General features: G+C 68.2%; 21 protein-coding genes and 1 pseudogene. 16 read left to right on the top strand and 6 right to left on the bottom strand.

The genetic code is table 11. The features are described 5' to 3' along the window. Window positions 1-673 precede the first annotated feature (673 nt). From KPL57_RS59055 to KPL57_RS59045, 3 genes are all read left to right on the top strand, one after another. Entirely contained in the window at window positions 674-1,882 is a 1,209-nt protein-coding gene (locus KPL57_RS59055) for an amidohydrolase family protein (protein ID WP_226358754.1), read from the top strand. A 139-nt stretch (window positions 1,883-2,021) separates the two neighbouring features. After that, complete coding sequence (locus tag KPL57_RS59050) at window positions 2,022-4,040, top strand: TraM recognition domain-containing protein (protein ID WP_226358753.1); 2,019 nt, start codon at window positions 2,022-2,024, stop codon at window positions 4,038-4,040. Continuing rightward, window positions 4,037-4,519: a J domain-containing protein gene (locus KPL57_RS59045; protein ID WP_226358724.1), complete on the top strand. Its 483-nt coding sequence runs from the start codon at window positions 4,037-4,039 to the stop codon at window positions 4,517-4,519. Before KPL57_RS59050 ends, KPL57_RS59045 begins: the two co-directional genes overlap by 4 nt. 351 nt (window positions 4,520-4,870) lie before the next feature. Here the strand turns inward: KPL57_RS59045 and KPL57_RS59040 are convergent, their stop codons facing one another. From KPL57_RS59040 to KPL57_RS59025, 4 genes are all read right to left on the bottom strand, one after another. Then, a complete protein-coding gene (locus KPL57_RS59040; protein ID WP_226358723.1) occupies window positions 4,871-5,677 on the bottom strand; it encodes a hypothetical protein in 807 nt (268 codons plus the stop codon). An 892-nt stretch (window positions 5,678-6,569) separates the two neighbouring features. Then, window positions 6,570-6,965: a hypothetical protein gene (locus KPL57_RS59035; protein WP_226358752.1), complete on the bottom strand. Its 396-nt coding sequence runs from the start codon at window positions 6,963-6,965 to the stop codon at window positions 6,570-6,572. Continuing rightward, on the bottom strand, window positions 6,962-8,320 hold the full coding sequence (gene dnaB, locus KPL57_RS59030; protein ID WP_226358751.1) for a replicative DNA helicase: 1,359 nt from the start codon (window positions 8,318-8,320) through the stop codon (window positions 6,962-6,964). The genes KPL57_RS59035 and dnaB overlap by 4 nt, the downstream gene beginning before the upstream one ends. A gap of 134 nt (window positions 8,321-8,454) precedes the next feature. Then, window positions 8,455-9,295, bottom strand: a protein-coding gene (locus KPL57_RS59025) for an IS5 family transposase (protein WP_374203952.1) whose coding sequence is annotated in 2 segments (ribosomal slippage) — window positions 8,455-8,610 and window positions 8,612-9,295 — 840 coding nt in all. Because the reading frame shifts where the segments join, the coding sequence is not laid out codon by codon here. Between the two features lie 855 nt (window positions 9,296-10,150). Here KPL57_RS59025 and KPL57_RS59020 point away from each other — a divergent pair. Beyond that, a pseudogene (locus KPL57_RS59020) lies at window positions 10,151-11,360 on the top strand (IS3 family transposase); the annotation flags it as partial. A gap of 7 nt (window positions 11,361-11,367) precedes the next feature. Here KPL57_RS59020 and KPL57_RS59015 read toward each other — a convergent pair. Beyond that, a complete protein-coding gene (locus KPL57_RS59015) occupies window positions 11,368-12,267 on the bottom strand; it encodes a DUF2637 domain-containing protein (protein ID WP_226358750.1) in 900 nt (299 codons plus the stop codon). A 1,064-nt stretch (window positions 12,268-13,331) separates the two neighbouring features. Beyond that, window positions 13,332-14,234, bottom strand: a complete 903-nt coding sequence (locus KPL57_RS59010; RefSeq protein WP_226358749.1) for a helix-turn-helix transcriptional regulator — start codon at window positions 14,232-14,234, stop codon at window positions 13,332-13,334. A gap of 375 nt (window positions 14,235-14,609) precedes the next feature. On the opposite strand from KPL57_RS59010, the gene KPL57_RS59005 reads away from it, so the two are divergent. From KPL57_RS59005 to KPL57_RS58950, 12 genes are all read left to right on the top strand, one after another. After that, window positions 14,610-14,789 (top strand): WhiB family transcriptional regulator, encoded by a 180-nt coding sequence (locus KPL57_RS59005; protein ID WP_226358748.1) that lies wholly within the window; start codon window positions 14,610-14,612, stop codon window positions 14,787-14,789. Next, window positions 14,786-15,178: a hypothetical protein gene (locus KPL57_RS59000; RefSeq protein WP_226358747.1), complete on the top strand. Its 393-nt coding sequence runs from the start codon at window positions 14,786-14,788 to the stop codon at window positions 15,176-15,178. The genes KPL57_RS59005 and KPL57_RS59000 overlap by 4 nt, the downstream gene beginning before the upstream one ends. Window positions 15,179-15,289: 111 nt before the next feature. After that, window positions 15,290-15,721: a hypothetical protein gene (locus KPL57_RS58995; RefSeq protein WP_226358746.1), complete on the top strand. Its 432-nt coding sequence runs from the start codon at window positions 15,290-15,292 to the stop codon at window positions 15,719-15,721. Window positions 15,722-15,748: 27 nt separating this feature from the next. Further along, on the top strand, window positions 15,749-16,195 hold the full coding sequence (locus tag KPL57_RS58990; RefSeq protein ID WP_226358745.1) for a hypothetical protein: 447 nt from the start codon (window positions 15,749-15,751) through the stop codon (window positions 16,193-16,195). A 636-nt stretch (window positions 16,196-16,831) separates the two neighbouring features. After that, the gene (locus tag KPL57_RS58985; RefSeq protein ID WP_226358744.1) at window positions 16,832-17,269 is read left to right on the top strand and encodes a hypothetical protein; all 438 of its coding nucleotides are present in this window, start codon (window positions 16,832-16,834) and stop codon (window positions 17,267-17,269) included. A 53-nt stretch (window positions 17,270-17,322) separates the two neighbouring features. Next, complete coding sequence (locus tag KPL57_RS58980; RefSeq protein WP_226358743.1) at window positions 17,323-17,619, top strand: hypothetical protein; 297 nt, start codon at window positions 17,323-17,325, stop codon at window positions 17,617-17,619. A gap of 121 nt (window positions 17,620-17,740) precedes the next feature. Next, window positions 17,741-18,202 carry a hypothetical protein gene (locus KPL57_RS58975; protein ID WP_226358742.1) on the top strand — a complete coding sequence of 154 codons (462 nt, stop codon included), beginning with the start codon at window positions 17,741-17,743 and terminating at the stop codon, window positions 18,200-18,202. Then, the gene (locus KPL57_RS58970; protein WP_226358741.1) at window positions 18,127-18,837 is read left to right on the top strand and encodes a hypothetical protein; all 711 of its coding nucleotides are present in this window, start codon (window positions 18,127-18,129) and stop codon (window positions 18,835-18,837) included. Before KPL57_RS58975 ends, KPL57_RS58970 begins: the two co-directional genes overlap by 76 nt. A 120-nt stretch (window positions 18,838-18,957) precedes the next feature. After that, entirely contained in the window at window positions 18,958-19,824 is an 867-nt protein-coding gene (locus KPL57_RS58965) for a hypothetical protein (RefSeq protein ID WP_226358740.1), read from the top strand. Between the two features lie 216 nt (window positions 19,825-20,040). Then, window positions 20,041-20,814, top strand: coding sequence for a hypothetical protein (locus tag KPL57_RS58960; RefSeq protein ID WP_226358739.1), 774 nt, complete (start codon window positions 20,041-20,043; stop codon window positions 20,812-20,814). After that, complete coding sequence (locus KPL57_RS58955) at window positions 20,792-21,067, top strand: hypothetical protein (RefSeq protein ID WP_226358738.1); 276 nt, start codon at window positions 20,792-20,794, stop codon at window positions 21,065-21,067. The genes KPL57_RS58960 and KPL57_RS58955 overlap by 23 nt, the downstream gene beginning before the upstream one ends. A gap of 443 nt (window positions 21,068-21,510) precedes the next feature. Then, entirely contained in the window at window positions 21,511-21,879 is a 369-nt protein-coding gene (locus tag KPL57_RS58950) for a hypothetical protein (RefSeq protein WP_226358737.1), read from the top strand. Window positions 21,880-21,988: the final 109 nt, after the last annotated feature.

Genomic DNA, 21,988 nt, shown 5'->3' with positions numbered 1-21,988 from the left:
CTGGAGTTTCAGCTCTAGGGGATGCCCTTCTCATCTGCACTAGGTTGAGTCGGGACATCGGCCAGAGCTACAGCCACTTCGTCTCAGGCGAACGCCCGATCATCACATCAGTCCTGGAGAAGCTGTTCGTCGTCACAGGATTCCCCACGCTCGTCGTAGGACTCACGCTTCCGACGGTCGTGATCATCTGCCAGAACACATCGGATCTATACGTTAAAGTCCAACGATGGTGGAACCTTCGATTCCTGTACTCCGGGATTAGATGGGCTTATCCCGGACTCCATCGACCAGCGCAGCACCACGGACACGGACACGGACACGGACACGGACACGGACACGGACACGGACAACTCTATCCTGGAGGCCTATCGGCGCAAGAGGGCTCGACTGATGCGAGATATTCATGGAGAGCGAGTGCAGCGATGCCGAGATGGGTACGCCCGAAATCGTAATAACGATGGCGATGGGCGGCCGTTGGCTCTTGCTCGCGCGCTCAACTCCTTACCCTCCGCCAGCGCCGTCTACGACTCAACCGACGATGACCAAGTCATCACGCATCTCCTAGCCGTGTCACAGGAACTCGGTCGCGCTGGTCCAATCTATCTCAACGAGAGCGACAATATCCTATCTTCTTAGGAAGCTCCTCTCCTTACTCTCGGAAGGTCGCCAACCAATGGATACGTTGATTACTGTCGCTGACATCATCGATGGAGACCCTGATCCAGCTGGTGCCGATCGCGCCCCTGATTCGGATATGCCGCTAGCGGTCCTCGTTCGCGACCTCGTGATTCATGCCGTTGGCAGCCTCGCAGAGGTTGCTCATCAGGCAGAGCGGGGGGTCACGCGGTTAGACTTTCCGGGCTGCACGTTACTACCAGGATTGATCAATGCCCATGTGCATCTCTGCGGCGACCTAAGCCGTCAGCCCTTCGATACAGCCACAAAGGGGCACCACGACGAGCTGGTGTCCTTAATCCACGATAATGCAATGGCACTGCTCAAAGGCGGATGCACGACGGCGCGAGATCTCGGTGACAGCCGAGGATTGGCCCTCTCTCTCAGGGACCAAATCAATTCAGGCCAAGTGCTAGGGCCTCGGATTCTGGCCTCGGGGACACCGCTCACTACTCCACAGGGCCACTGTTGGTTCCTCGGTGGTGAAGTCGCTGACCGAGGACAGGTTGACGATCGCATCAAGATTCTCGCGGAAGCAAAAGTTGACTGGATCAAAGTCATGGCCGGTGGGGGGCAAATGACGCCATCGGGGCCATCGATGTTCGAGTCCCAGTTCCCGCTGTCTGAGCTAAAGTATATTGCCCGGACGGCCTCTGACTACGGGATACCTGTTGCGGCTCACGCGCACGCCACAAAAACGATCAAGCAGTGCGTTGACGCTGGCGTGCACACCATTGAGCACTGCGGCTGGTGGGAGGCCGAGAGGAGGATCGACCTCGATAATGAGGTGGCGACCCAGATGGCCGCTTCATCAATTATTGCGGGCGACACCGCCCCGCCGCAGTGGCGCATGCTAGCCGACCTCCTCCCCTTCCCCGACGACCACCGGATTGGCGACCACCTACCATGGCTCCGAGCACACGGCGTGCCGATCCTTATCGGCAGTGACTCCGGTCTGCCAAACGCAATTTTCGATGATTTTCCAGCCTCCTTGGAGCATTATGTAGAGCGCGGGTTCACGCGCTCCGAGGTGATCGATCACGTCACTGGAAAAGCGGCTGATAATCTGGGGATCAGCGAACAGACCGGCAGGATTCGCCCGGGCCTGCGTGCCGATCTCCTTGTCGCGACTGGTGACCCACGCACTAATCTGGACTACCTGCGACGCCTCCATCTCGTCATGGCACACGGCCGCCGCATCGTCTGACCGCCCCTCTAGTAGCGGCCTCAACAACTCAGGTTCACTGAACCCGACCATCCATCAAAGATAAATTGTCGCCAAGAAAGGTATTCAACGGTGCGTAAAATGCGGATAGTTCTCGCCCGGAAGCTCGGACAGGGACGTCATGAGTAGCACCACGAGCATGGTGACCGCGCGGGCGCCGGACCTTCCCGATATCCCACTGTTCGGTGGTGTCACGGTCGGGCAGGTGTTCGTGGCGGTCGCGGCGGTCGTGGTCCCCGCGACCGTGCTGGGGCATGTGCTCGTCATCTGGGCGTGGGCCCGTGGGTGGGAGCCGCACCGGCTGCGCACCGTTGCTCTCGTGGTCGTGGCCGCCGCTGTGCTGGCCGGACCTGTCGTCGGGACGGTCCCGTGGTGGGGCGCCGCAACCGCGGTCGGGGCGGTCCGGCAGGCGTGGGACGGGCACTACCTGCCCGCCGGGATCGACTCCGCCGCCGCGACCGCCCCTCTCGTGGCGATCACGTCCTGGGCGTGGTGGCACCTCTACACCAAGCGGATGCGGTCCGGTGTCGCCCAGGCCGCCGGGGAACGTCACGTCCGCCGCCAGCTACACATCCGCGCCGGTGCGGCGGCCCGCCGCGCCCGCCGCGAGCGCACCCCGCTGGCCAGCCACGGCCGTGACGGCACACCCTCGGTCGTCCTCGGCCCACGTTATGACACCGTCCGCGCCCAACCGGACCTACTCACCGACACCCTGCGCCGTCGCGCCGCGCCGTGGTTACAGGTCCCGATGCCCGCGATCGCCCTTCACGCCGTCTGCCTGGCCGAGACCGGCGCCGGGAAGACCACGATGCTGGTGCGCTGCTCAGGCAGCTGGGCCGAAATCACCTGGACCGCCTACAACCAGCAACAGCACGGCGCTGCGGGATCACGGCCGTTGGTGATCTTCCTGGCGGCGAAAGGCGGCCCCGACGCCGACACCGACGCCCACGAATGGGCCGACGCCCTGGAAGAGCTGGGACTGTCGCCAGACCGGATCGGGGTGTTCCCGTTCGAGACGCGGCTGAACATGTGGCGCATGCCCGCCACCCAGCTCCGCGCCGCCCTGCACAAACTCGCGAAAACCGATCACCGCTTCTACGACGTCCTCCAACGCGGCCTGCTCCACCTGATCATCGACGCACCGACCGAGAAACCACCCGCATCCTCGGCGGAGTTCCTCCAACGCCTCGACCCGGCCTGGCTGGCTGCGGCGTGGGCGGGGCATCCGGTCGAGGAACGCGCCATCGCCGCGTTGACCAAGACCACCGGCGTCGGAGCGGGCGCCTCATCGCTGGACTCCGACCTGTTGCTGTTCGCGGATTTGTTCCGCAGCATCGGCGGCGACTTCGACGCCGGCCAGCCCTTGTCGGACTTCGACGCCCTCTACGTCTCCGTGCCCGGCGCCACCGACCAGGTCGTCGCCGCCACGAAGACCGCCGTCCTCATCGAACTCTTGACTTACGAACTCGGTGTCGCCCACCACGGGCAACGCCGTCAGGTGTTGTTCGTCATCGACGAGTTCTCCGCGGTCTCCGGTGACACCGCCGGCGACGTCATCAACCTCGTCGAACGCCTGCGGTCGCTGGGCGGCTCGGTGATCGTGTCCGCCCAGTCCTATGAAGGCCTCGCCGACACCGAAGACCAACGCCGCCGGCTGCTGGGCGCGATGGGCGGCGGCGCCCTACTCGGCCGCACCAGCAACGCCGAAGCGTTGGCCGAGCGGTTCGGGACGCGGCTGGTCGACGAAGTCGGCTACCAACTCGACGGTGGCCGTATGACCGGTGTCGGCACGATACGGCGCCAGCACACCTACCTGCTCGATCCGAACCGGCTCCGCCAACTCCCCCGCCACCACCTCGCCTACGCCACACCCGACCAGGTCATCTACGGCGTCGTCGCCCCACTCACCGCCGCGCCCGCGATCGTCGGCTCGCCACGGCGGACCGCACCCACCGACGGTCCGGCACTGTCCCGGCGCCGACTCACCGCAGGCCAGGCCGCCGCGATCAACCGGCGCCTCCGCCGACCCGGCACCACGACCGGTAACGGCGCCCGGGCCACCGGCGGCGGAGATGGCCAGGCCCCGGACTGGACCGGGGACGACTGGACACACGACACCAGCAACGAGGACCCACGATGAGCCCGAGCCCGAGTGTCCATCCTGAACAGGCGCGGGCCGCCGCAGCGGCGCTGCTCGGTGTCCCCGCCGGCGCCTCACCTGAGCTGCTACGGACCGCGTGGCGGGCCGCCGCCCGCCACCACCACCCCGACCGGGGCGGCGACCCGGAACGGTTCATCGCCCTGACCAGCGCCTACGAACTACTCACCACACCACCAGCGCCACCGCGAGCAACTCCACACACGACGACACCGGCGGGCCCGGCGGGGCCGGCGGGGCCGGCGGGGCCGCGCGCGTCGGCGCCGGCCATCGGTGGACTTCTGTTCCTACGGGCTTTCGGGCTGCTCACTGCCGTCGGTGTCCTCACCGCTGGTCTCGCCCTGGTCGCCGCGCCGGTCGTGGCCGCGATGGTCGCGGTGCTGGGCGCGGTAGCGGCCGCCCACCATGTCTACCTGGCCGCCGCCCACGCTGAATCCCGCTCGCCGGTAAGCGGTCCCTGACCGTGGGGCGGGCGCCGTCCAGACCGCGCTTACTCCGACCGCGAAACAGGAACTCCGGCGCCCGCCACCAGCGACGATAGCCTCAACCGGTCGTCGTGTGTGTCCGACGAGGTCACCGGATGCCCGACGACGGACCGACACCACGCCCGTCTCGACGGCTGCTCTTCCTCGATACAAGGCCGCCCGAGCGGTGCTCAGGCCGCGGGCGCCGTAGCCGTAGCGGGCTGGAGCCGGGCCCGGACCTGCCCGTCAACGGCGTTGTCGCCGGAGACGAGGACCTCGAGGCTGCTGGTTCATCCGGTCTGTTCGTGGTCGGGGCAGGTCGGGTCACGCCCACCGGCCTCATCGTCCTCACCGCGCCGACCGCCGCGGCGCCGGCTCCCAACACGGAACCTCGGTGATGTCCCGGATCGCCCACTTCAGCTGCGGCGCCAACGCCTCCGGGGACCGCGCCCGCGCCCGCCGCGCCCGGTCCCGCTCCAGGAACTCCCCCGCAACATCCTGAACCTGCCCCAACACATTCGGCGCGCACCAATACATCACACCGACACACTCCAACTCCCGGGCCCGGGCCACCACCGTCGACAACAAACCCTTCACCATATCCGCCTCCCCATTCTTCGGCGGCGACTCAAGATAGCGTGACCGTGTTTTCCGCGACAACTCCACCTCCACCAGAGCGCGGCGCCCATCCGGGAAAACCTCAACCCCATCCGGCATATGCGGCACCGGCACACCACGCGGACGCCACCCCGTTAAATGCTGCAACGTCCGCTCCGACACCCACCGCCCCACATCTAAACCCACCCGATGAAACCGCACCGCCGCCACCGCACGCACATGCCCCGACACCGTCTGCCGCGGCCGCCACCCCGGCACATCCCACCCCAACAACTCCCGCACCAACGTCCGCGACGGCCACACCCACATCGCCCCCGCATCCACCTTCCCCGTACACACCCACCCCGCACGCTTCCAACGACCCACCACCGCATGCGCCGCCTGCGCCGACACCCCCAACACACTCGACAACAAATCCAGAGGCAACCCATACTGATGCGCAGCAATCTCCAACAAACCCGTATCCCGCGCCGTCAACACCACCGACCCCGCATCCCGACGCCGCGCACGCACCCGCTCACCGACTTCACCCAACACCACAACCACCCTTTCCTGCTACCCATCCAAAATATTCCGCCAACAACATCGCACACCACCGAGGCGTCAGCGAGGCGAACAACCCCACCCGCCGCAAAAGATCACCACCCAACCCGACCACCCCGATAAACCGAGGATTTGACTACGCCGATGCGCAGCGAGGCGAACAACCCACCTACGAACAGATACGCCCAACCCAACCCAACCACCACCTCCCCCACAGTCTGTTGACTTTGACCTTGACCTTGCTTTTTTAAAGGCATTGAACTTCGTACTAGAACACTGGGGTCACTCCGTGACCCGGTCGGGCTGGGGGGCCGGGGCCCGACACCACCCCCGGCCGTCAGCGAAGCAGGCTGGGGGTGGTGTCGGGCCCCGGCCCCCCAGCCCGACACACTAGACCAGCAGGTCACACCAGCGAAACGGCCTCGCCCAGCAGCAGAAAACCATCAACGCCGCTTCTCAGGCGCTTCCAGCCGCTTCAAAGCCGTATCAAAGCCCCTCAGCCACCCGACACGCCCGCGACGCCGCCACGGCCGGCCGCCTGCCAACGCGTCAACACCCCCGGAAGGCAGACACCAAGAACGCCGAAAAACGACCATGCCCGCCGCGAAGCCAAACGCCGACCGTCAAGAAAAAACACTACTTCAGCACGAACACTGTTTCAGTACCGAGAAAAGATGCCACCAAGCCGCTTCCCGGCCTCGCCCACCTAGAACAGGCCGCGGTCCGAATCGACTCACCGACACCCCGACCAACACCGCTTCATAACGAGCGGCCACCGCGAAACCAGAATCACCGACAGAGCAAACTATCGACCCCGCAGGAAACGCGGAACCCAGCCCCAGGCCGCGGCCCCTTCTCCCGCCTCACCACCGCACGCAGAAACAACTCACCAATGCCGCATTAAAACCCCGACACTGAACGGCAATTCGAGGCCATGATCGGCCAGCAACCGCCCCACATCGGCATGCGCGATAGGAGCCCCGTCCTTCAACGCATACAACGCCATCTTCTCGACATCGGCCATGAACTCCGGATGAGCCGCGCACCAGTCCTTGACTTTCCGCTCCGCGGCGTCCCGCTGATTCTTTTTCTTCGGCGATGCCGACTTGTAACCATGCGCGCGATACGCATTCTGCACCGACCTGTAGCCGCAACCCTGCGCGTCATCGATAATCTCGCCAGTAGTGACATCGACAACGACATACCGAAGATCCCGGACCCGCGACAACGCGGTACTGATAACCACCTTCACCGCCGTGGAATCGCGGTTCTCGACGGTCATGTGGCAAGGTCCGCGAAGCGACTGTAGTGCAACTGTTGAGCGACAGTGACCGTGATGGTCGGCCCGCCCCGATGTTTCGCGAGGATCAGATCAGCTTCCCCAGCACGATCAGAGTCAGAGTCATACACCTCGGGACGGTGCAACAGGATCACGATATCGGCGTCCTGTTCCAGGGCGCCGGACTCGCGCAGGTCCGACAACAACGGCCGCTTATCGATACGCTGCTCAGGCCCACGATTGAGCTGGGACAGCGCAATCACCGGGACGTCGAGGTCTTTCGCGAGGATCTTCAACTGCCGGGAGAAATCGCTGACCTCGACCTGCCGGTTCTCCGCCCGCGCCCCCGACGACATGAGCTGCAGATAGTCCACGACGATCAGGTCCAGGCCGTACCGGGCTTTGACCCGCCGGGCCTTCGCCCGGATCTGAGTGACGGTCGTGGTCGCGGTGTCATCGATGACCAACACACCGGATCCGGTGATCCGCTCCGCGGCCGCGTGGATCCGCTCGTAGTCACGAGCCTCCAACGCATACGGGGTCTTCATATCCGCCAAGCGGACCTTGGCCTCAGCGGAGATGATCCGGTCACGCAGCTCCGACTCCGACATCTCCAACGAGAAGACCATGCTGGTCTTCCCGTGGCGCACCGACGCCGCACGCACCATGTCCAACGCCACGGTCGACTTCCCCAAACCAGGCCGCCCCGCGATCACGACCAGCTGTCCCGGCTTCCACCCACCGGTGACCCGATCCAGGTCGAGGAACCCACTCGGCAGCCCCGGAGCGGCCCACCCGGACTGCAGACCGTCCAGCGCCGCCAACCACGCCGCGTGCCCAGACCCGAACACCGCGTAACTGGAGGAATCGTCGAGGCCGTTGACCACGCCATCCAGCGTAGAACGAGCACGATCCAGGGTCTCCCCGATCTCACCGGTCCGCAGCCCGGTATGACCGAGTTGCTGAATCCGCAACCCGCACTCCACCAGGCGCCGCAACGTCGCCTTCTCGACCACCAGCTCGGCGTAGAACCCGGCATTCGCCGCGACCGGGACCGCCGCGAGCAGCGTGTGCAGATGCGCCGCACCGCCGATCCGGCCGAGCTCGCCCCGCCGGTCCAGCTCGGCGGCGACCGCGACCGGATCAGACGGCTCCCCGTTACCGTCGAGGTCGCAGACCGCCTGGTAGATGCTCGCATGCGCAGGCCGGTAGAAATCCCGGGCCGCGACGATCTCGGTGACCTCGCCAATCACCTCTGCCGAGAGCAGCATCGCCCCGAGCACCGCCTGCTCGGCAGCCAGATCATGCGGCGGTAACAGAGCATCGTCACCACAGGCAGCAGGAACCGGACCGCTCATGCGCCGGCCTCCTGCCCTGTCGTGGGACGACACGCGGGGCACCGACGGTGCCGACCCTCGTCATCGACCACCGTCCGGCACCCCGGACCCTCACCAGCCCGCGCCTCACAGGTCTCAGAGCGTGTTTGGAAATTCTAGTGGGTTGAGGGTGTCGTGTGTTTCTGCTGGCGGGTGGCGGGGTATCCACGGGCGATGCGGCGGGTGATGGTGTTGATCGCGGCCCAGCGGATCATGGCTTCGGATGTGGTGGGGTGGCGTTCGTAGTCTCGGGCCAGGCGTCGGGTGTGCGGTGAGCCAGGCCAGGGTCCGTTCGACCACCCACCTTCGTGGGAGGACGGTGAATCCGCGCTGCTCGGGTGGCTTGCGGATGATCTCGATCGTTGTCTGCAGGATCGTGGCGGCCCAGTCGAGCAGTCGCCCGGCGAAGCCGGCGTCGGCGTAGACGAACCGCACCCTGGTGCGCAGGTAGAGGTTGAGCAGGATCGGCTTGGCGCCGTCGCGGTCCTGTACCGAGGCCGAGCACACCATCGTGGTCAGCAGCAGACCGAGGGTGTCGGTCACGATGAACCGTTTCCGTCCGCCTGTCTTCTTCCCGGCGTCGTAGCCGCGGGAGTCCTGGCCGACGGTGTCGGCGCCCTTGACCGACTGGGAATCGATGATCCCCGCACTCGGCTCCGGATCACGGCCCTCGGCGATACGTAACTGCCCCCGCACGACCGGGAGGATCTTCTCGGTGACCTTCTGCTGTTCCCACTGGTTGAAGTACCAGTAGACGGTCTGCCAGGGCGGGAAGTCCACCGGCAACGCCCGCCAGGCACACCCGGTCCGCACGACATACAAGATCGCGTCCAGCACGTCCCGACGAGCATGAGCAACAGGCCGCCCCCGCCGCGCGAGCGGCGGTAACAACGGCTCGATCACCACCCACTGGGCATCACTGGTGTCCGAGGGGTACCGGCGCGGTCGTTCCTGCATGCCGACCACGATGGAGCACCCCAGCCGTGTCGACCATCCCGACACACCCACCATTTCCAAACACGCTCTCACACGCAGCCAGGACATCCACCACAGCCCCCGTGCCCGAACCAGCGCCCTCAGGCGACGGCGCAGCGACGCCGCGGTCGCCGGGGATCTGGATGCCCCGAACCGGGCCCTGTGCGCGCTTCTGAGCGCCCTGCGCAACCCCGGAGCGTCCGGGAGGGGCAGCGGGTCAGTGGCCAGCGGCTCGCCGTCCAAAGCCCGCACCCGCCGGGCCAAATGCTTGGTGAAAGCGTTCACCACGTAAGCAACCGGACGAGGCCCCCTAGCCTCGGACAACGCCAGCTGCCCGACCTCTCCGGCCTGGGCCAGAGAGATCCCACCCACCGTGATCGCCTCGGTGATAGCGGCCTGGACCTGATCAGCATCAGCACTCGAGAGCCGCCACCCGGTCTTGCCCCGGGCTTCTGACCACGCTGCCCACGGCAGCCGCCGCACCAACGCTCGCACCTCGCCAGCCCGGCGCTCGTCGTGGCCCGGGGCGGGCGGCGAAGCCGACCCGCCCGGCACGGGCTCGATCTCTTCGATCTCTCTCTCCGAGAGAGATCGAAGATCTCTCTCGATCTGAAGATGTCCCCCGAATCCGGTGACAGTCCTGACCTGCGAAAACTCCGACTGTCCCCCGAATCCGGGGACAGCACCCTCACCCCGTCCCCCAGATCCGGGGACAGCACCGACCAGGGCAAACTCGTCCTGTCCCCGGGAAACGGGGACAGCGACCTCGGGGCTTGACCCCAGATCTTGGACACGCTGATTCCAGCACTGCTGGGGAAGCGAGATGATCCAGCGATCATGGCCAGGAAGAGTTTCACCGACGAGTTCCGTCGGCAGGCTGTTGATCTGTATGAGTCCACCCCGGGTGCCACCGTCCGTGGTATCGCCGACGACCTGGGCATCGCGCGGGGCACGTTGCGGGACTGGCTCACGATCCACGGCACGGGGAACAAGACCGCAGCTGATGGCAGTAGCTGCCCCAGCCCGGTACAGCCCATGCGTACCACGCCGGGGTCGGGCCTGGGTGGGGAGGAACCACCGAGGCAGAAGATCGCCCGTCTCGAGGCCCGGGTCCGTGAACTCGAGATCAGCGAGAAGAAGCTGACCGCCGAGCGGGAGATCCTGCAGCGGGCGGCCAAGTATTTCGCGGGGGAGACGCGCTGGTGACCCGCTTCCAGTTCGTCGCTGACCACCGGCACACCTTCGAGGTGAAGCGGTTGTGCGAGCTCGTGCACGTCTCGAGGTCGTCGTTCTACGCCTGGTTGGCTGCGGCCCCGGTCCGGGCGCGGCGGGCCGCTGGTGATGCGGTGTTGGTGGCGCGGATCCAGACGATCCATGACGGCGACAACACCATCGGTGCGCCGCGGGCCACCACAGAGCTCAACGACGGTGTCGCCGCCGCCGATCGGGTCAACCACAAACGCGTCGCGCGGGTCATGCGCGCGGCCGGGATCGCCGGCTACCGCCGCCGACGGCCGCGTGCACACCACGATCGTCGAGCAGCCCGGCAGACGGTGCCCGACCTGCTCAGGCGGGATTTCACCGCCCCAGCACCGAACCAGGTCTACGTCGGTGACATCACCTACCTGCCCCTCGCAGGCGGGACGAACCTGTATCTGGCCACGGTGATCGACTGCTGCTCCCGCAAACTCGCCGGCTGGGCCCTGGCTGATCACATGCGCACCGACCTGGTCAACGACGCGCTCCACGCCGCGGAACGGGCTCGTGGGTCTGCTGCGCGGGGCGGTCTTCCACAGCGACACGGAGCGGTCTACACCTCGAGTGCCTACGCCGAGCTCTGCGACCGGCTCGGGGTGACCCGTTCCATGGGCGCGGTCGGGTCGTCGGCGGACAACGCCTTGGCCGAGTCGTTCAACGCCACCGTCAAACGCGAGGTCCTCCAGGACAGCACCTGCTGGCCCGACGCGGCCACCTGCCGACGGCAGGTCTTCAGATGCTGACCCGCTACAACACCCGCCGACGGCACTCCTACTGCCAGCACTGTCCCCGAACACCTACGAACAGGCCCCCGGGCTACCCGTCTCCCCCACCGCGCTCACGACGGCCGTGCAGGCCGCCGCGTCGTCGCTGCCGCCCTCGGGGGTGTCCTGACGCCGCGCTGGGCCCGACGTCACCACCGGCAGCGGCGCCGTGTCGCCCTGATCCGCACCAGGCTCCTCCACCGCCCACGCCGACTGCATCGACTGCATCGAGATCGCCGAGGACTCGGAGCGGTCCTCGTGCGCAGCGCCCACAGCCGCGGTCGACACTTGCCCGGCAGGGGCGGCCGGTGCCGTCCAGCGTGCCGCGCCACCAGCGACACGCCCGGCCCCACCGTCCGGCTCGCAGCGAGGGCAGCGCGGGTGGGACGCAGCACGATCGCGATCAATTCCAGACTGATCGCGAACGCGACCGGCGGGAAACAACGCGACCATCCACGCCGCCACCGACGCCAACACCGATCCATCCCGCACCCATTCACTCTCCGGGACAACAGAGGCGGCGTTCGCCAACAACGTCACGATCATCCCGAACGCGAATGCCGCCCACGGCCCGAACCCGACCCGCTCACCCCGAGTGCGGCGCGACCACAACCCCACCAGCGCTGCAGCGAGGAGCCCGTCCACCGACAGCGGCAGCCAATACGCCAACGCCGACCCCGGATTAAACCGGGCCGCGACCTCCTGCAAATGCCAATACGACGCCACCGCCGCGGGAAGACCCACAGAACCCACCACAAGAACCGCGAGAACACGCGGCCACACCGACGCCCACAATGTCTGCCGAGCACGCCCCGACTGCGGGAGGTTTTCCTCCGGGATCAGTTGCTGTTCCCGACCGGCCCACAGCTCACCGGCAGAGCCCACGCCGGGCTCGCCGTTTCCGCTCGTGGGCCTGAGTTCATGAACAGTCATGACCGATCCCGCTCCTCCGCCGCACGTGTAGTGGCGCACGTGACATTACACGACCCCGCCGACCATGAATGCGCAGTGTCCGCCCGGGGCCGTATGCGACCGGCAAAGACAAGAAGTCCCGGGCCACCGTTCTTCGGTGCTCGCCGGGGGTGCTCGCCGGGGTGCTCGCCGGGGGTGCTCGCCGGGGGTGCTCGCCGGGGGTGCTCGCCGGGGGTGCTCGCCGGGGGTGCTCGCCGGGGTGCTCGCCGGGGGTGCTCGCCGGGGGTGCTCGCCGGGGTGCTCGCCGGGGTGCTCGCCGGGGGTGCTCGCCGGGGGTGCTCGCCGGGGGTGCTCGCCGGGGGTGCTCGCCGGGGTGCTCGCCGGGGGTGCTCGCCGGGGGTGCTCGCCGGGGTGCTCGCCGGGGGTGCTCGCCGGGGGTGCTCGCCGGGGGTGCTCGCCGGGGGTGCTCGCCGGGGGTGCTCGCCGGGGGTGCTCGCCGGGGGTGCTCGCCGGGGGTGCTCGCCGGGGTGCTCGCCGGGGGTGCTCGCCGGGGGTGCTCGCCGGGGGTGCTCGCCGGGGTGCTCGCCGGGGGTGCTCGCCGGGGGTGCTCGCCGGGGGTGCTCGCCGGGGGTGCTCGCGGGGGCTCGCCGGGGGTGCTCGCCGGGGGTGCTCGCCGGGGGTGCTCGCCGGGGGTGCTCGCCGGGGGTGCTCGCCGGGGGTGCTCGCCGGGGGTGCTCGCCGGGGTGCTCGCCGGGGGTGCTCGCCGGGGGTGCTCGCCGGGGGTGCTCGCCGGGGGTGCTCGCCGGGGTGCTCGCCGGGGGTGCTCGCCGGGGGTGCTCGCCGGGGGTGCTCGGCCAAGTCATGGGGTGCGCTACGCCGCGTCGGCGAGCGACCTGGAAAGCAGCCCCTGGGGCCTCGGGAGCTTGTCTACGTCACGCTCTGTGCTTGTCCAGGAGGTAGACAAACCACTGGACAAAGACTGGACAAGCGGTTGGACTTCGGCGTCCTACGCGCGTGCGTGCACGCACGCGCGTAGGACGCACACTAGCACGCCCGCTCCGTTGTCCAGCTGGACAACTGGACAATCACGCGCCGTCACACTCACCGTCGGCGGCGCTGGCACCGGACCTGCCGTCGCTCATCTCCCGAGCAAGACCCTCAACGAACTCGATCGCCTGGTCGCCGCGCAAACTGCGCCTTTGGTAGTCACGGAACTGGTCGATGTAGTGCCGCACGTTCTCTGGCTTGGCTTCAGGGCTGATTGTGACGTCGCCAGGAGTTCGAACAGCTAGATCGTCAGCATCCTTATTGGGTGACATGTAAATCGTGAAACTCGGACCGCGATCAATATGCGACTCGGCGTTTGCGGTTAGGATCCACAAATTAAATCTACCGTAACGCGCCAGAGAGCCGAGCCAATGCAACTGATCAATCATGATGCCTCTATCTCCTGAGGGGCATCTAAGCGCCCGCTCGGAAATGACAACGTCGAGGCGGCTGGGGGTCTCGTAGAGAATCTTCTGTCGTGTGACCTTGGCGAGAATGTTCGCGGCTAGGCGCTGCTTCGAATTTGCGGCGACCGTCACGGCCAGCCAGTGCATGTAGGCAGCAGTCTGAAGGACGTCTGGAATAGTCGAGTTTTGCCACACGGCAACTCGTGATGCGGCCCTTTCCAGGGCGGAAATATCTCTTGCCTGAATATTCCAGCCGCTAACTGGAACGTTTCTCCATAATGCGACCGTTCCGCATGCCCGCTGGGCGATGCTCGTTATCTGCGCACACACCTCCGGTGGCGTTGATGTTTCCTGGAGCCATCTCTGTAGCTCGAACTCGGATATTCTTAATCGCCCTAATTCGATTCTACTGATTCGCGATTGGTCGAGACCGATTATTGCGGCGAGTGCGTGCCCGGTCAGGCCAGCCGCGTGCCGTCGTGTCCGAAGCTCTTCGCCGAGGTGGCGTTGAGCGTCGACTCGGTCTCCAGTCACGTCTGCTCCTCCCTGCTTCCATGGCTCCGGGACTGCGGCGAGGCCCCCGCTTGGGGGCCGCGTAGGCAGGGTTGCCGGAGCGACCCCTTGACGCCCGACGACCGCTACGTCATGCTCGAATGCATGTCGCTTCTATGCACTCTGGGTGCGGCGGCTAGGAGTCCAAATAGTCGGGTCTCGACGGGTTGTGTCCCCGCCGAGACCCTGCGAGTAACCCCCTGAGTAGGAGGAGGCGACCCACGTGGTCGAGCGTAGTCCTGTCTTTGACGATGATCCGGGACCTGTAGCTCCGGTCCCTGTAGAGCTGTCGTCCCATCCAGCCCGTCACTGCCTGGGTGTCGACACGGAGGTGTTTTTCCCGTCAGTGAGCTGGGTGTGTTGCAGGCCCGGCTGGTGTGCACCGGCTGCCCGGTGCGTGTGGCGTGTCGGGAGTGGGCGACGGCGACTGGCCAGTACGGCATCTGGGGCGGTACGACGCGTGAGCAGCGCATCGCGCACCGCCACGCCGCCACGATCCCGGCGCCCGAGCCTGTTCGTCCGGCGGTCGCAGCATGAGCACTGAGGCCGAGGTCGAGCAGCAGCCGCACGCGGCAGCTGATGCGAAGGCGCGCAGCGCCTACGCGGCGCTGCGCAGGATCACGGCGCAGCGCAGCATCTTCGCGACCGCTTACGGGCGAGCACGAACTCCAGGTGACCGTGCCGCAGCAGCGCTGAGCGCTGTCCGTGCGGCGATCCCGGCGATGACTTCCATCCGCACAACGCTGTCCCCGGACATCGAACGTCGGCTGGATCGGATCGCCGATGACCTCGCGGACCTGTTCGTTGAGCTGCATGACGCGCAGGAGGTCGCGGCGCGTAAGGCGGTCCGGGCGAAGGAGCGTCAGGCCGCTCGGGCCGAGCAGCGGCGTGCCGCTGTGCTGGCTGCAGGTGGTGAGCGGCGGTGAAGGTCCGTGGGCGGTGCGTGGTGTGTACGCGGTCGTTCGAGATCCCGCCGGGCCGGGCGGCGCAGGTCTGTGGCCGGTGCCGTAAGCGGGAGCAGCTGGGAGGTGGTCGTCGTGGCGCAGCCCGCATCTGACCAACACCAGGACGAGACCACTCCGGAACGGCCGGGCCTCTACATCGTCGACGGGGATGCCGATTCGTCCACGGTCGGTGAGGACCAGGCCGACAGCCAGGTGGAGCCCGCGCAGGTGAAGCCGTTGGCGCCGTGGGACCAGCGCATCGCCCAGATCGTCAGCGACGTGGTGGAGGCCCGCCCACGGTGGAACGAGCAGCCACCCTCGTACGCCCAGACCTGGGCGTACTCCCGGTCGGGGGACTGGACCACGTCCAGCAATCCGCTGGTGAGGGCGGCGCACTCGGCGCTGACTCTGGCCGCCCTGGTCGTGGTGTTCCCGCTGGATTGGGTGTCGAACGTGGTTCGGGACAAGCCGTCCGGCTTCGTGATCACGGTTGTCGTGGTCGTTCTACTCGCCCTCGCGTTCTGAAAGGACGGTGTCGTTGTGTCGTGGTCGATGTTCATTCCGAGTTCGATGCTCACGCTCGGCGCTCTGGCGCTGGTCCTGGCGATCGTCCTCGTGTACCTGGACGTGCCTGGGAAGGGCGTGGATTGGGAGAAGGTCGCCGCGGTCCTTGCCGTGGTCGGCGGGTTCGGTGTCGGCGGCGCCTCGGCCGGCTGGTTCGGTGGTCTGTTCACCGCCCTGTCCGGGGGCGCGCTGACCGGGGCCGGGCAGGCCACCGCCCAGCTCGTCGGGGTGTCCGCGGTGGGCGCGGTCGCCGCCGCAGCCGGACTGTGGGCCTACAGCCGCCTGCGCGGCTCCGGCATCACCGCCGCCACCAGGACGAAGTCGCTGCTGGTCGTCGCCGCCCTCGCCCTGGTCGGCACCGTCCTGGCCGGTGTCCCGCGCCTCTACAGCGCGGCGGACACCTTCATCGCCGCTCTCGCGGCATCGCTGACCTGATGACCGATCTAGCCACAAGTCGATACGACGCTAGAGAAGAGAGGAGTGGCTGGTGGAGGCGTTCTTCCTGACGTGTGTGGTGGTGGCGTTCTTCGTGACGAAGGGCCGTACCGATACCGCTGCTTACAGCAACGGCAAGGAACCACCGGGCCTGGCCCGGGCGCGGATGCGTCACGAGGCCGGTGGTGGGGCGCGCACTGCGTCGGGTCGTCCGACCGGGCGCGGTGCGTTCGGGCTGCTGGTGGCCTCGCGGTGGGCGGAGGCGTGTCGGGCCGCGCAGCACCGGGGCGAGCATCGGGCGGCACGGCGGCGGGCGTGGTTCGACGAGACCGCCCCGGGCGGGATGAGCGGTGGCGTGCGGTCCAGCAGCGGCGTCTGGAGCGGGCGGATCGGGCGCGGGCCCGCTGGGCGCAGGCCCGCGGCCTGCACCCAGCCACCAGCACCAGCGGCGCCAGCGGTAGCGGTGCGGTCGGCGGTGTGGCTGGGCCTGCGGGCGCCTCGTCCCCGCAGCCGTGGGGCCGCCGCCGCCACGCACGGGCGGCGGTCGGCGCGTCGGGAGCCGCCGGCACGACCGCGACCGACGATCCCGGTCTGCCCACCCCGGGCAGCGCTGACGGCTCTGACGGCGCCGACGGTGTGGGTGTCGAGGTGCGTGGTGCTGATCCCGAGCCGGGGACCGGCTCGGCGTCGGCTTCTCCGCCCGGTCCGTCCCCGGCGGCAGACCTGCCGCCGGACACCACCACCAACACCAGCCCGGGCATCGGCACGAGCACCGGCACGGGCACTTCTTCTTCTGGAGGCGATGGGATGTATGAGGCAGCGGTAGCACGACTGATCGCGGCAGCGGATGCGTGTGGCGTCTACCAGACGCAGCTGGCGGCGTTCACCGATCGGCTGGCGGGGGATGGCTGGGGCGACCAGGTCACCGGCCCGCTGGGCGACTCGCTGTCGGGGTTGAACGCCGCGGAGGGCCTGTATCGGGGTTTGGCCGAGCAGATGCGCGCCCAGGGCGACCGCGGTCGGGACGCCTACGACCAGGCCCCGTACGTGCCGGGCCCGCACGCCGTCCTCTGAATCGGCACCTGACCAGCACACACACAGACACAGAACAGAGTGGAGATGACGGGATGGCGGCATTGGACGGGGACGGGAACTACGAGTACGCGGCGGCCGCGCTGCGGGACGCGGCCTCGGATCTGGAACAGCTGCTCGGCACCCACCGGGGCCTGGTCGACGAGTTCGAAGGTCATGGCTGGACCGGCCTCGACGGCCTCGACTCGGCGGGCACCCATGTCGGCGCGGTGATCGACAACCTCGCCCTTGCCGCGGAGCGGATCGGGGTGGGCGGGCAGATCGTCCGCGACGCTCTGACCTCGAACAACATGATTACCCGGGCGTCGAAGGCGTCGCTGGGCCACGGCTGACCGTCTGGTTGGTGAGTTTCGAGTCCCGCCCACACCACGGGTGTGGGCGGGCGCTCCGGGCGCATCAGCGACTCCATCAGCACGGTTCTGACCAGCAGAAAAACAGGAAGGGAGGCCGGGCATGGCCCATTCGACGAAGTCCGCCCCGGCAGTGACGCGGAAGACCCGGTTCGAACATGCTGCTCGGCTCGCCGCGCAGCGGGCCGAGGCGCGTGCGCAGGCCCGACAGAAGACCGGCGACGGTGGTGTTGACGAGCCGTCGACACCAGGTGTGGTTTCGGTGTTCTGGTCGCGGGTGACGAGCACGGTCGTCCCGGCCGGTGTCGACCCGGACGACGCCACGGCTGGTGGGGATGATCGGGTCGAGAACGCCCGGCGGGTCCTGGTGGCGGATCGGAACCGGCGTCGTCGGTGGCCGTGGGTCCCGGCGGCGGTCGGTGGTGCGGTCGGGATGGGTGGGCACTGGCTCGGCGCGGCCGCGTCGGCGGTGGCCGATGTCGGCCCGGTGTGCTGGCCGCCCCGGCGGCGGTGGTGCCGGTGGGTGCGGCGGCGGTGGTCGCGGCCCGTTACCGGTCGGTGCTGAGCCGAGCGGTGCTGGGCCGGTGGTGGCCTGAGCTGGCCGCCGGTGGCGCGGGCGCCTCAGTGCTGGCGTATCAGCTTGCTGCTGCCGGGCCGTCACCGCTGCTCGGCGCGGCTGCCGTAGTAGGGACGACCGCGCTGGGTGCCCGCTGGTGGCGGGCCCATCCGATCGGGCCGCGCGTCGCGGCGTTGACCGCGCCGGTGCTGCCTGCGCCCGCGACACCGGACCCGGAGTGCGATCCGTACTGCCGGGCGTGGGCGGAGACCAACGGCGGCAAGGACGGGAAGCTGCCCGGTTCCCGGTTGACGAACCGGGTCGATGGTGAGTTCACGGTCACTTTCGATGTGGTGCTGCGTCGCGGCCGACACACCTACCACGACCTGATCGCGCACCGGGCGCTGCTGGCCTCCGGGATGGGCGAGCCGTCGACGTCGGTGGTGTTCAAACCACCGAAGAAAGGCCAGGGCGCCCAGTACGGGCGGATGGCGCTCATCCACACCGACCCGACCGCGCAAACCCGCTACTTCACCACACCGCGAGTCGACGACGGCGTCATCCGCGGTGTCGCCCGCTCCACGGACGGAACCGGGGACGTCGACGTGACCATGTGGCGGTCGTCCGGACCGTCCCGACGATGATCGTCGGCTCGCCCGGCGGCGGGAAGTCCGGCGCGACGAACGTGCTCACCACTGCCGCCCTGTCCACCGGTGTGTTGAACCTGCTCTACCGCCGACCCGAAAGGGAATTCCTCGACCGCGTTGGCCGAACGGGCCCGGATCGCGATCATCGGCCGCCAGAACGTCCTCGCCTTGCCGGGCCTGGTGCGGGCGATCCTCGCCGCCCGCGCCCAGATCGCCGCCGAACTCCGCGCGGACCTGCTCCTACCCAGCCAGCAGGTACCCGGGTGGATGTTCCTGCACGACGAGTACTCGCTGATTGCGCACGATCCGAAGGTCGCCAAGACCTGGACCGAGACGGTCAACACCGTCCGCGCCCTGGGGATCTGGCTGGTCGGTCTCAACCAGTCCCAAGGCCAGGCCGAATGGGGATCGGACCACGCCCGGTCGGCGTTCGCCTCGCAGGTGATCGCGTTCCGGACGAACTCGAAGTCGTCATCGGACCTGGTCCCGGGTCTGTTGTTCGACCCGAACGAGCTCCCGCTGGCCGCGGACGCCGACGGGGAGCCCACCGACCGCCCCGAACCGGGCATGGCCGTGCACGCCCACCGGGCGGCGCCGGTCCGCTGGGACTGGCTGCCGTCGGAGGCCGACGCCGCCGAGTTGGCCCGCACCGGGCAGGCCCCGCCGCCGGAGACGACCTCGACCGCGTTCGACCGCTACTTCGCCCAGCCGGAGTTGCATCCACTCGACGAAGCAGCGGTCACCAGCGTGCTCGGCCCGCCCGTGAACGGCCGTTGGCAGGTCGGCGGCCTGGGCGCCACCCACACTCTCGGCGACGACGACAGCGTCGCTGGTGGAGCAGGGGCCCTCGTCGTCGCGGCCGGTCGGGGGGCTCGCCGGGCGCCCTGGGGCAGTCGCGGCGTCGAGGCCGGCGGGAGGCTGCCGCCGCGGTGGAACCGGCAGAGGTGGTGTTGTCCCCGGTGCAGGCCGAAGTCCTGGCCCTGATCGCGGCCGGTATACGTACGACCGGAAACTCGTCGACGCGGCGACCGCATCGAAAGCCGCGGTGCATGACGCCCTGGACGTGTTGATCGGTTACGGCCGGATCACCCGGGTCGCGCGGGGCCGCTACCAGGCCGCCGGCAACGAGCCACGCTCCCGGGGCGGACATCTCGCCCATCCGGTGTCGAACGGGACAGACGGTAGGGAAGGATCGTGGCGGTGACCCGGACCTGGACTGTGCTGTTCACGGTGCTCGCCGCGGCGGTGTTCGTGTTGGTCGAGATCTGGGCCTTCCGCGAAGAGACCGCGGTCGCCGACGCCGGAACGTCGGCGACGACCTCCACAACGGTGCCGTCGGAGATGGTGACTGCGTCCGGCCCGGTCGACCTGTCGGCGCTCCGGATCGCCCCCGACCGGCACGGCCGGGACTACCGCCGCGAGGCGTTCGGGCCCGGGTGGGCCCCGGCGGTCGGGCCGGGCTGCGACGTCCGCGACGCGGTCCTGGCCCGCGACCTGGTCGATACCACGGTCAAGAACGGCTGTGACGTCACCGCGGGAACGCTGTATGACCCGTACAGCGGGCAGACCGTGACCGGCCCGACCCGTGACCTCGACGTCGACCACGTCATCCCTCTCGCGCTGGCGCACCGCAGCGGTGCGCACGCCTGGACCGACCAGCAGCGGGACGCGTTTCGCGAACGATCCGGACAACCTGCGCGCCACGACCGCGGCGATCAACCGGTCCAAGTCCGACCACGGCCCGGAACACTGGATGCCTGCGGTCGACGCGTGCGCCTACGCCCACGACTTCACCCGGATCGCCACCCGCTACCAGCTCACGATCACCGCGCAGCGCGCGGCGGCGCTACAGCGGGCTTGTCGATGACGATGTTCTGCGCTGGCGTGTCGCACCATCCCTCGGGCGGTATCTTCCGATACCGTCTGGTTGTCGGGCGGTTCTCCGGGGGAGGTGCGGGTGTTGATGCGATCTGATGTTGCTGAGTGGCTCGGCGCAGACGCTGTCGGGCTTTCTGATGAGCAGGCCGCGCGGGTCGATGCTGCGTTCGCTGTGATCATGTCCCGGTATGCCGGGCCGGATAAGGCCGTCGAGCGTGAGGCGGCGCTGGGTGCTGCCGCGCAGGTCGTCCTGGGCCGGGCCTCTCTGGATGAGATTTCGATGCTGTGGCATCAGGCTAAGGAGATCGAACGGGACGGCTCGCGGCGTTGTCCGGTGCGTTGGTCGTGACACCGGGTTCGGAGCGGACGTTGGCTGAGCGTTCGGGTGCGGCACGGATGACCGTCCGCAGGGCCTTGGGGAGAAAGGTCCCGGGGGAGAAAGGTCCCGCGAGGACGATGTGACGAGTATCAGTGTCTGAATGCGACAAACGGCGCCCCATCCCTAGCCAGTAAAGGCGCCGCAAGTCGTCCAACAACAAACAGCCGTGAAGGCTGAGATGGAGAACTGTACCCATGATTGGCTACCCCGGCTACCCCGGCTACCGGCCGTCTATGCCTGCTGACCTGCGGGTTTCGGTTGTGGCGGGTGCGCGATGAGCGGTGGGAACTTTTCGGACGGTGCTGCCGTGCCGTGCGGCGGACGGCGCCCGCGAGCGGTTCACGGTGGGTGTGGCGTCGGCGACGTCGGTCGGGTTGTCGCCGCGGTGGGTGCATTACAGCGGGGTGTCTGCGGTGGCGCGGGCGGCGGCGGAGGTCCTGGCTGATATGGCCACGATGGGCCCGGTCGGGGATGCGGCGCCGGTGCTGGATCGGGAACGTCTGGCCTATCACGTCGGTGTCGGGCGGGCGGACAAGCTGGCCCCGATCCTGGGTGAGTTGGTTGAGATCGGGTTCCTGACCGTCCATGACGGCGGTACCGACCCAGGCACTGGGCGTCGGCGTCAGCGGCGGGACGGGCGGGGTCGGCCGGTCCCGGACCGGTTCGCGGTGAGTCTGCACCCGCCGGCCGGCTACCGCGGTCCGTCGACGTTGGCCGAGGCCGACGCGGCGTTCTCCGCGGCGCGTGATGCGGTGTATCGGGACGTCGAGGCGTCCGTGTGACGCCTCGCGCGGGCCGTCACAGCATCCCGCGGCCCCGGCCGACCCGGCCGGAGCACCGCAGGTCAGCACTGTCCCGGATTCGGGGGACGGGTCGGGGGGCCTTGACCCC

This window comes from Pseudonocardia sp. ICBG601, from assembly GCF_020496245.1.
This window is presented reverse-complemented; position numbering and strand designations above follow the sequence as displayed.